The sequence below is a fragment of the Nocardiopsis halophila DSM 44494 genome, from assembly GCF_000341245.1.
GTDB lineage: Bacteria > Actinomycetota > Actinomycetes > Streptosporangiales > Streptosporangiaceae > Nocardiopsis_A > Nocardiopsis_A halophila.
The window spans coordinates 1-9,306 of record NZ_ANAD01000131.1 but is presented as its reverse complement, the minus strand read 5'-3'; the positions used below and the strand labels follow the sequence as shown (position 1 = coordinate 9,306).

Annotated in this window: 11 protein-coding genes and 1 pseudogene; 5 read left to right on the top strand and 7 right to left on the bottom strand. The window is 72.4% G+C overall.

What is annotated here, in order from left to right; all coding sequences use genetic code 11:
* From D450_RS34165 to D450_RS34160, 3 genes and pseudogenes are all read right to left on the bottom strand, one after another.
* Positions 1-297: pseudogene (locus D450_RS34165) on the bottom strand (hypothetical protein); the annotation flags it as partial.
* 75 nt (positions 298-372) lie between these two features.
* Positions 373-507, bottom strand: a complete 135-nt coding sequence (locus D450_RS35215; RefSeq protein ID WP_017539534.1) for a hypothetical protein — start codon at positions 505-507, stop codon at positions 373-375.
* Entirely contained in the window at positions 504-662 is a 159-nt protein-coding gene (locus D450_RS34160; protein WP_017539533.1) for a hypothetical protein, read from the bottom strand. The genes D450_RS35215 and D450_RS34160 overlap by 4 nt, the downstream gene beginning before the upstream one ends.
* Before the next feature lie 178 nt (positions 663-840).
* Between D450_RS34160 and D450_RS0115300 the strand changes: the two genes are divergently transcribed.
* From D450_RS0115300 to D450_RS0115285, 4 genes are all read left to right on the top strand, one after another.
* Entirely contained in the window at positions 841-1,824 is a 984-nt protein-coding gene (locus tag D450_RS0115300; RefSeq protein ID WP_017539532.1) for an endo alpha-1,4 polygalactosaminidase, read from the top strand.
* Between the two features lie 472 nt (positions 1,825-2,296).
* Positions 2,297-3,781, top strand: coding sequence for a SulP family inorganic anion transporter (locus D450_RS0115295; protein ID WP_017539531.1), 1,485 nt, complete (start codon positions 2,297-2,299; stop codon positions 3,779-3,781).
* Positions 3,782-3,913: 132 nt separating this feature from the next.
* Positions 3,914-5,092 carry a sensor histidine kinase gene (locus tag D450_RS30320; RefSeq protein ID WP_241483172.1) on the top strand — a complete coding sequence of 393 codons (1,179 nt, stop codon included), beginning with the start codon at positions 3,914-3,916 and terminating at the stop codon, positions 5,090-5,092.
* A gap of 18 nt (positions 5,093-5,110) precedes the next feature.
* Positions 5,111-5,857, top strand: a complete 747-nt coding sequence (locus tag D450_RS0115285) for a response regulator transcription factor (protein WP_017539529.1) — start codon at positions 5,111-5,113, stop codon at positions 5,855-5,857.
* Positions 5,858-5,892: 35 nt separating this feature from the next.
* Here the strand turns inward: D450_RS0115285 and D450_RS0115280 are convergent, their stop codons facing one another.
* The 4 genes from D450_RS0115280 to D450_RS0115265 form a co-directional block, all read right to left on the bottom strand.
* Positions 5,893-6,651 (bottom strand): ABC transporter permease, encoded by a 759-nt coding sequence (locus D450_RS0115280; RefSeq protein WP_017539528.1) that lies wholly within the window; start codon positions 6,649-6,651, stop codon positions 5,893-5,895.
* A gap of 3 nt (positions 6,652-6,654) precedes the next feature.
* Positions 6,655-7,416, bottom strand: coding sequence for an ABC transporter permease (locus D450_RS0115275; protein WP_017539527.1), 762 nt, complete (start codon positions 7,414-7,416; stop codon positions 6,655-6,657).
* Positions 7,413-8,315, bottom strand: a complete 903-nt coding sequence (locus D450_RS0115270) for an ABC transporter ATP-binding protein (protein ID WP_017539526.1) — start codon at positions 8,313-8,315, stop codon at positions 7,413-7,415. The genes D450_RS0115275 and D450_RS0115270 overlap by 4 nt, the downstream gene beginning before the upstream one ends.
* A 191-nt stretch (positions 8,316-8,506) precedes the next feature.
* A complete protein-coding gene (locus D450_RS0115265; RefSeq protein ID WP_017539525.1) occupies positions 8,507-8,929 on the bottom strand; it encodes an Hsp20/alpha crystallin family protein in 423 nt (140 codons plus the stop codon).
* Between the two features lie 178 nt (positions 8,930-9,107).
* Between D450_RS0115265 and D450_RS0115260 the strand changes: the two genes are divergently transcribed.
* Positions 9,108-9,306: MerR family transcriptional regulator (locus D450_RS0115260; protein WP_017539524.1), on the top strand; the 199-nt coding region annotated here is incomplete at its 3' end.

Sequence of the window (9,306 nt, the reverse complement as noted above, 5' to 3'; positions counted from 1 at the left end):
AGTTTCCATGACCCCCCCCAGCCGGTGTCGTGGCGCCTCGGCCAGGAGCACCATCGCGAATCCAGTATAGGTGGCCGCCTTGTGGCGGGCGATCTTGTCGAGGCCCTCCATCATCACGTCGACCAGGGCCTCGTCCTCTTCCGCATGGACGAGTGTCGAGAGCACGCCGAGTTCGGGCGACTCGGCGAAGGCGGCGGGGTCGTCGACGACCGGTACCTCGTCCGGACCGAGGACGATCGGGGCCAGATCGAACCCCGGGTGGCCCGTGGCAATGGTGTGCCGGCTCCAGTCGGCCATGCCCCGATTGGGGCACAGGACCAGAAGGGCGACCGGCGCATCGATCCGGTACCGCAGGTTGGTCACGTAGCAGGGTCAGGTCAGCCGCTTGTCGTCGTCCTTGCAGCGCTGCACCTCCGTGATGATGCCTGCGACGGCGTCGGTCGGACGGCCGTGGACCGTCCGCTTCCACTGCGGGTCGCGGAGAAGGACTACGGAGTCCGCGGTCATCTCCGGGGGTCGACCTTGTTGACACGGTTGCTCTGCAGGGTGACCCGGGTGTACCGCGGCAGGTCACCGGCTAACCACGGGGCGGCGAACTCGACCGCGAGCCCGGGGTCGTTCTGGAAGAGCTCGGTGAGGAACTCGTGCTCGATCTTCGGCATGCACGGGAAACTGCATAGGGGGAGTGACAAGCTACTTTACGTGTCCATGAGGTCGGTCTTCAGGTCTGATGGGGGATACGTCGGGCCTGGGGGTGAAAGCCCGTTGCCGTCCGGAACCTCGGGTGCGCGGCCCGGGCGTCAACCGTTCAGGAGGGCATGGCGTCTCATCCCCGTGCCGATGACGAAGCCTTCACCTTCCTCCCGCCGGGCCGTCCGGCCCCTCGCCGCCTGCGCCTTCACGGTGCTCCTGCTCGCCGGGTGCGGCGGCGGGGCCCCTGAACCGGAGGCCGGGGGCGGTGAGGACTGGTGGACGCCCGCGCCCGGCGAGGTCGCCTCGTGGGAGTGGCAGCTGGAAGAGCCCTACGACCTGTCCGTGGACGCGCAGATGTACGACCTCGACCTGTTCGAGGTCGCCCCCGCCGGGGCCGAGCTGCACTACCCGGGCGGCGAGGTGGTCGAGGTCCCCGCCGGCCCCCTGGCCGGGGCCGTGGGCGAGCTGCACGCACGCGAGCCGCGCCCGGTCGTCATCTGCTACATCGACACCGGCGCCTACGAGCACTACCGCCCCGACGCCCGCATGTACCCGGGCTACGAGGAGGACCTGGAGGACGTCCCCGACCGCCCGGCCGCCCCCGCGGAGGGGTCGGCGCTGGGGTGGAGCTCGGGCTGGGAGCAGGAGCGCTGGCTGGACATCCGCGTCTCCGAGCGGGACGCCTGGACCGACGTCGTCTGGGCGCGCTTCGACCTGGCGCGGGAGCTGGGCTGCGACGGGGTCGAACCGGACCAGAACAACCCCCTCGGCAACGACCCGGGGTTCCCGGTCACGGTGGAGGACCAGAACTCCTGGTACGTCGAACTGGCCGAGCAGGCGCACGCGCGCGGGCTGTCGGTCGGGATGAAGAACGGCCACGACCGGCCGGGGGCGTCCGCGGAGCTGGCCGAGCACTTCGACTGGGCGCTGCCTGAGGAGTGCGTCGAATTCGGCGAGTGCGAGGCGCTGAAGCCGTTCATCGACCAGGGCAAGGCGGTCTTCGCCGTCGACTACCGGGGCGGGGTGGACGAGGAGGAGGCCTGCCGGGAGTACGCGCGTCTCGGCTTCGACGGCATGGTCAAGGACCTGCACCCGAACGGCGCCTATCGGAACCCCTGCTCACAAGGGTGACCGGGCGCCCGAGGGCCCCTGCTGCGCGGTGGGGAGGATACGTCAGCGGGGCGGTGCGATCGACCCTCGGGCGCCCTTCCGGCATGTGAACACCGTCTCAGGAAGACCATGTGACCTCGGGGATCGCCGCCGGGTAGTGTCTCGCTTCGGGAGTTTCGTGCCTAAGTGCGGAACTCCTATTGCTTTGCCACTTTTCCCGCTGTGCAGGAGCGCCGTCCGTTCGGGGTCCGGTGCCTCCGCAGCGCAGGGGGACCCGCGGAATCTCCGCACCGCACACGGGACCGACCTTTCCCCGAACCCTCACAATCACTTCTCCGGGCCACCGGCCCGCGTCCCGTCTTCATCGACCGATGTCCGGCCGACCGCCGCTGGCGGTCGCACCGAGCTGCCCGAAAGTGAGCGGCTTATGACCNCCGTTGCCCGGCCGCCCGCCGCTGGCGGTCGCACCGAGCTGCCCGAAAGTGAGCGGCTTATGACCACACTGAGGACGGCGTGGCGGCGGGCCACGCCTCCGCGCCTGTCGGTGCTGCGCACCGAAGCCCTGTCCGGGCTGGTTGTGGCCTTGGCCCTGATCCCGAATGCGATCTCGTTCTCGATCATCGCCGGGGTCGATCCCAGCGTCGGGCTGTACGCCGCCACGATCCTCGCCCTCGCCCTGGCCTTCCTGGGCGGGCGCCCGGCGATGATCTCCACGGCGACCCCGGCGATGGCGCTGGTGGTGGCGCCCCTGGGGCGCGAGCACGGGGTCGACCACCTGCTCGCGGCCACCGTCCTGGCGGGGGTGTTCCAGGTGCTGCTCGGCCTGGCGGGGGCGGCCCGTCTGATGCGGTTCGTGCCCACGAGCGTGATCACCGGGTTCGTCAATGCGCTCGGCGTCATGATCTTCACGGCGCAGATCCCCTACTTCGCGGGGGACGGCTGGGCGGTGTACGCGATGATCGCCGCGGGGCTCGCCGTCATCTGGCTGCTGCCCCGGCTCACCCGGGCGGTGCCGGCGCCGCTGGCGGCCATCGCGCTGCTGACCGCCGTCGCCTGGACGACGGGCCTGGAGCTGCCGACCGTGGGCGACATGGGGCGGCTGCCGGACAGCCTGCCGGTGCCCTTCCTGCCGGACGTCCCGCTCACCGTCGAGACGCTGGCCGTCATCGGCCCCACGGCGCTCACCCTGGCCCTGGTCGGCCTGATCGAGTCGCTCATCACCGCCAAGCTGGTGGACGACTACACCGAGACCGGTTCGGACAAGGCGCGGGAGGCCCGGGGCCAGGGGTGGGCCAACATCCTGTCCGGCTTCTTCGGCGGCATGCCGGGGTGCGCCACGGTGGGCCCGACCGTGATGAACGTGCGCTCGGGCGCGCGCACGCGGCTGTCCCTGCTCTTCGCCGGGGTGTTCCTGATCGTGCTGGTCACCGTGCTCGACGGCCTGCTGGCGGTCATCCCGATGGCGGCGCTGGTCGCGGTGATGGTCTACGTGGCCGCCACCACGGTCGACTGGCGCAGCCTCAACCCGCGGACGGTGCGCCGACTGCCGTGGAGCGAGACGGCGGTCATGCTGGTCACCGCGGTGGTCATCGTGGCCACGCACAACCTGGCGCTGGGCGTGGGGATCGGCGTCGTGGCCTCCATGGTGCTCTTCGCCCGCAACGCCGCCGTGGTCGCGGAGGTCACCAGCGTCCTCGACCCGGAGGGCGGCACCCGCGTGTACTCGGTGCACGGTGAGTTGTTCTTCGGCTCCCGGGAGCAGGTGCTGCACCACTTCGACTTCGCCGAGCCGGGGGTGCACGCGGTCACCATCGACCTCTCGGGGGCCCACGTATGGGACGCCTCAGCGGTGGCCGCCTTGGACCGGGCACTCGAACGCTTCCGCAAGAACGGGGTGGAGGCCGAGATCACCGGCCTCAACGAGTCGAGCGCGGCCCTGCACAACAACGTGAGCGGCCTGATGGCCGAGGCGAAATGAGGCCGCCGCGAACACCGGCGACGTGACGGACGCGTAAAGCCGGGGGCGGACGATCCCGCCCCCGGCCGTTCTCTGTCCTCACCCCCGCTCCGGACCGGATCGCCGACAGGGGCGGACTTCTAGACTGAGCGCGTGTTCGGCAGGATCCGAGGGTGGCTCAGGCGTCACGAAGCGCTCGTCGACGCCGTGGCGGTCGTCCCGTTCCTCGCCCTGTGCCTCGCGGCGGGCCTCGCCGCACATCCGGGTTCGGACGTCCCCCTCGCCGCCGACCTCGTCTTCACGGTCGCGCTCATCGGGCCGCTGGCACTGCGCCGCCGGTACCCGGTGATGGTCTTCGCGGTCGTGGCGGGGGCGGCGCTGCTGCACATCGCGTCGGGGTTCGGCCTCCTCCTCGCCGACGCCGCCGTCCTCGCGGCCATGGCCACCGTGGCGGTGCACCGCCGGACGGCCAGCGCGCTGGCCGCGCTGGCCGCGGTCGAGGCCGGGCTCGCCCTGCTGATCGTGCGCAGCCCGTACGCCGACTGGGGCATGTGGCGGGTGTTCGCGGTCTACGGCACCCTCGTCCTCCTCTGCTGGGTGACCGCCCTGTACACCAAGGTCCGCCGTGAGTACTTCGCCGGTCTGGAGGACCGGGCGCGGTGGCTGGAGCGTGAGCGCGAGGCCAGGGCCAAGGCGGCGGTCGCCGAGGAGCGGGCCCGCATCTCCCGGGAGATGCACGACATCGTCGCCCACAGCCTGAGCGTGATGGTCGCCCAGGCCGACGGTGCGACGTACGTGGTCGACTCCGACCCGGCCCGGGCCCGGCAGGCGCTGGTGACGGTCGCCGATACCGGGCGCACGGCCCTGTCCGAGATGCACGGCATCCTCGGCGTCCTCCGGGACGGTGGGGAGGACACGGACGGGGCGGGTCCGCAGCCGGACCTGCGGCGGCTCGACGGGCTCGTCGCCCGGGTGCGGGAGGCCGGACTCCCCGCCGAGCTCACCGTGGAGGGCGAGGGGCACGGCCTGTCCGCGGGGGTGGAGCTCGCGGCCTACCGGGTGGTCCAGGAGGCGCTCACCAATACGCTCAAACACGCCGGCCCGGACGTGAGCCGCGTGCGGATTCGCGTCCGCCATAGGCCTGACGCGCTGGAGCTGGAGATCACCGACGACGGCCGCGGCGGGAGCGCCGCCGGGGACGTGGAGCACGGGCACGGTCTGATCGGCATGCGAGAGAGGGTGTCAGTGCACGGCGGAACCGTGCGGGCAGGGCCGCGTCCCNCGCCCGCCCTGCCGCTCGATCGGAACACCGACGGACCGGGCCTCGACTGAGACGGAGCGGGAGGCGCCATGGGCACGCTGGAAGGGAACGACGCTCCGGGGGCTCCGGAAACGGCCGGGGCGGAACCGATCCGCGTCGTGCTCGTCGACGACCAGGAGCTGGTGCGGGCGGGCTTCCGCATGGTCCTCGACGCCCAGCCCGACATCCGGGTCGTCGGCGAGGCGGGCGACGGGCGGGAGGCGCTGGAGCTGCTGCGGTCCGTCGAAGCCGACATCGCCGTGGTGGACGTCCGCATGCCGGGCATGGACGGGGTGGAGGCCACGCGGCGCGTCCGCGCCGCGGACGACGGGCCGCGGGTCCTCATCCTGACCACCTTCGACCTGGACGAGTACGCCTATGCGGCGCTGAAGGCCGGGGCCGCCGGGTTCCTGCTCAAGAACTCCCCGCCCAACGCCCTGCTCTCGGCCGTGCGCGCGGTCCACTCGGGCGACGCCGTGGTCGCCCCGAGCACCACCCGCCGCCTGCTCGACCGCTTCGCCCGCCACCTGCCCGACGGCGGCCGCGGGGGAGGCGGTGCGCCCGGAGGCGCGCCTCCGCCCTCGGGGCCCGAGGCCCTGACCCCGCGCGAGCGGGAGGTGTTCGGCCTGGTCGGCCGCGGACTGTCGAACACCGAGATCGCCGACCGGCTGTACGTCTCCGAGGCCACGGTCAAGACGCACGTCCGCCGGATCTTCACCAAGCTCGACCTGCGCGACCGGGTGCAGGCCGTCGTCTTCGCCTACGAGTCCGGGGTGGTCGGCGGCCTGGAGGACTGACGGGGCCGGGGACGTCCCCGGGGGCGCCCTCGGCCTCACGCGACGTCCCGCCGCTCCAGCACGGCCGCGGTACCGGCGACCGCCACCGCTGTGAGCACGAGCGCCGCGGCCGCCAGACCTGCGGCGTCCGCGGCGCCCTCGGCCGTGATCGGCCCGGGGTCGGCGAACACCCCGGTCCCGACCTGGGTCGCCCGGCTGAGCAGACTGTACGGAACGGCCGCCGCGAGGGCGTCGGCCCGGAGCGCCACCAGCAGCACGCCGAAGCCCGCGCCCAGCAGGCCCACCGCGACCGGCGCACCGAACGACCGCATGAGCATCGACAGGCCCGACTGGAGCGCCGCCACGGGCAGGCACGCCACCACGATGAGGACGCTGACCAGCAGGTACTCGGCGGGCAGGGATCCGGGCAGGCCGTACACCGCCTTGCCGGCCACCACGGTGCCCGCCACCAGGACCCCCTGCATGGCCGCCGTGAGCGCGGCCAGCGCCGCGAACTTGCCGACCGCCACCTCCAGGCCGGAGACCGGACGCGCCATCAGAGCGTTCCGGTTGCCGCCCTCGTGCTCGGCGCGCCAGACCAGCGAGGCCAGCGCGGCCACCCCGACGGCGAGCGGGAACAGGCCGTAGAAGACCACCACCCGCAGCCACAGCGTGTGCCAGCCGTCGGCGAGCGGCTCCCCGGACAGGGCCGTGTTCCCCCCCCCGGAGCCCACCGCCGCCAGTGGCAGCAGCACCACGACCGCCCAACTGAGCGACCGCCTCAGCTTGATGAACTCGGCTCGGACCGAACCCATGGGTCAGGCCTCCTGACGGTCGAGGCGGGCGGTGGCGGCGAGGAACACGGCGCAGGCGGCCGCGCCGAGGAGGACCACGCTCAGGGCCGCCGGCTCCCCCGGGGCAGCGCCGTCGGTCCCCACCTCGGCGGGGTTCGCCAGCGCGTAGTACCCCCAGGGCGGGACGAGGCGGGCGAGCCAGGCGGGCATCTCCGTGGCCGCCAGGACCACGAACACGCCCATCACGCCCGCACCGATCCCCACCAGCTGGTTCGGCACGCGCGCCGCCAGGATCAAGTGGAACGCAAGCAGGGCCAGGTTCACGACCGTGACGAGGGCGGTGGAGCCCAGCCAGAGGGCGGCGGGGAAGGGAGCCATGATGCCGGCGAGCACCCCCGCCACGGCCACCAGCAGGCTCTGGAGCAGGGTGGCCGCCACCACGAGGGAGCCGGTCGCTGCGAGTTTGGCCCGGCACAGCCGACCGGGGGACAGGCCGGAGGTCCGGGCCAGCAGCCAGCCGCCGCCCTGGTGCTCGATGTCGACCTGTCTGCTGGCCACGACCGCCAGGAGGACCGGCGAGAGGAGGGGGACGGCCAGCCCCAGGCTCGCCAGCAGCAGCGACCACGGGCGGCGCGCTGGGTCCTGCGCCATGTCCGCGAACCCGGGGTAGGTGAAGGTCGTGAGGCAGGACAGTGCCGTGACGCCCAGCACCAGGACGGCGATGACGGGCGCCACGCGCAGACGGCGCATCTTGGCGAACTCGTTCGCCACGGCACGGCCGGTCACAGGCCCCTCCCGCGGGTGAGGTCCATGAAGACGTCTTCCAACGACCGGTCCTCGCGGCGCACCCCGTAGACGTCGACGCGCGCGTCGACGAGCCGGGCGACCACCTCGGCCGTCGCAGGGTGGTCGAGGCCGGGAACGCGCACGGTGCCCTCGTCCAGGGTCCCGCCCCAGGGCTCGGTGGCGGCGGCCGCCCGCTCGGGCTCGGAGGTGTCGATGAGCACGTCGGGCACGGAGCGGGAGAACAGCTCGTCCCGGGTCCCCTGGAAGAGCAGGCGTCCACCGCCGAGGATGCCGAGCACGGTGGCCGTCCGGTCGACCTCGTCGAGCAGGTGGCTGGAGACCATCACGGTGATCCCGTCGTCGGCCAGCCGTTTGATCAGATGGCGCATCTCGTCGATGCCGGCGGGGTCGAGTCCGTTGGCGGGTTCGTCGAGGACCAGCAGCCGCGGCTCCCGGGCGAGCGCCATGGCGATGCCCAGTCGCTGCTTCATGCCCAGGGAGTAGGCGCGGACGCGCTTGTCGAGGTGGTCCTGGAGGCGCACGGTGCGCACGGCCCGGTCGACCCGGCCGTCGCCGAGCCGGAGCAGGCGCTGTACAAGGCGCATGTTCTCCGCGCCGGTCAGGTGCGCGTACGCGGGCGGGGTCTCGATCAGCGAGCCGATGCTCCCCAGCAGCTCGCGGCGGGTGGACCGGTCCATGCGCCGGCCCATGACGCGCACCTCCCCGCGGGTCGGGCGGACCAGGGACAGCAGCATCTTCATGGTGGTCGACTTGCCGGCGCCGTTCGGCCCGACGAAGCCGTAGACGCAGCCCTCCGGAACGCGCAGGTCGAGCCCGTCGACGACGGTGCGGTCGCCGTAGGACTTGGTCAGGCTGTGCGTGGTGATGATCGTTGACACGCCGCCACGATCGCGCGCGGGCCCGGTGCGGGTCGTCGACCGACGGGATGACCTTCCGGAGTCATCCCTGGGGAGGAGCCCCCTCCCCAGTGGGGAAAGCACAGCGCGGACCGGCCCGGGGACCGGTCCGCGCTGTGGCGGTGGTTCCGCGGTGGTTCCGCCGGAGGCGGACCGCGCCCGTCAGGGTCCGTTCAGGCCTTGATCTGGGCGCGGGTGCCGCCCTCGCCGACCGCGATCTTGCGCGGCTTGGCCTGCTCGGCGACCGGGATGACCACGGTGAGCACCCCGTCCGCGTAGTCGGCCTTGATCCGCTCGGTGTCGAGCGTCTTGCCCAGGAACAGCTGGCGGGAGAACGAACCGGTGGGGCGTTCGCTCACCACGTTCTCGCGCCCCTCGGTCCGCTCCGGGGCGGGCCGGTCCGCCTTGACCGTCAGCACGTCGCGCTCCACCTGCAGATCGATGCTGTCGGTGGCGACCCCCGGCATGTCGAAGTGGATGACGAATTCGTCGCCCTCGCGGTAGGCGTCCATCGGCATCACCGCGGGACGGGTGTCGTTGAACACCCGCTGGGTGAGGCGGTCGAACTCGCGGAAAGGATCGGTGCGCATCAGCATCCCACGTACACCTCCTCATCGGGTCAAGAACCTTGATGAGACCTCACGCAGGTTTTCTACCACATGATGGGCAATATAAACACCCGCTTTGGGGAAGAAAACCTCCACGAGACCATGGAGCGCAGGAACGTGGAGTGCAGGCGGGCGCGGCACGGGCGGCCGTCGCGGGAGGAGGACCATGCGGCAGGAGCGGCCCCGGAGTGATCAGGGCGTCTACACCATCTCGGTGGCGGCCGGCCTGGTCGGCCTGCCCGCCGCGACGCTGCGCCAGTACGAGGAGAAGGGCCTGGTCGAACCGGCGCGGACCCAGGGGCGCACCCGCCTGTACAGCGACGACGACATCGCGCTCCTGCGGCGGATCGCCGAGCTCAGCGGCG